The sequence below is a fragment of the Streptomyces durhamensis genome, from assembly GCF_000725475.1.
Classification (GTDB): Bacteria; Actinomycetota; Actinomycetes; order Streptomycetales; family Streptomycetaceae; genus Streptomyces; species Streptomyces filipinensis.
Genome location: NZ_JNXR01000147.1, coordinates 1 through 346 on the forward strand (window position 1 = coordinate 1; position 346 = coordinate 346).

At 66.2% G+C, this 346-nt stretch carries 1 protein-coding gene; it reads right to left on the bottom strand.

The annotated features are described in order from the left end of the window. The coding region (locus tag IO33_RS0142170; RefSeq protein ID WP_031174360.1) for an acyltransferase domain-containing protein at positions 1 to 346 on the bottom strand (346 nt) is incomplete at both ends.

Consider the following 346-nt stretch of genomic DNA (forward strand, 5'->3'; position numbering starts at 1 on the left):
GATCTCACCCACCGAGTGACCAGCCACAAAGTCCGGCCGCACACCCCACGACTCCAACAGCCGGAACAACGCCACCTCGACCGCGAACAACGCCGGCTGCGTCGAACCCGTCTGATTCAACTCCTCAGAGTCCACATCCACGGGCGCATCCAAAAGCACGCACACCTCGTCATACGCCGCCGCGAACACCGGGAAGACGTCGTAAAGTCCACGCCCCATGCAGATCCGCTGCGAACCCTGACCCGAGAACAGGAACCCGACCTTGCCCCCGACAGCACCGCCCACCGAAGCGGCCCCGGAAGCAAGCGCCTCCAGCCCCTGCCGGAACTCCGCGAGGTCCCCGCCC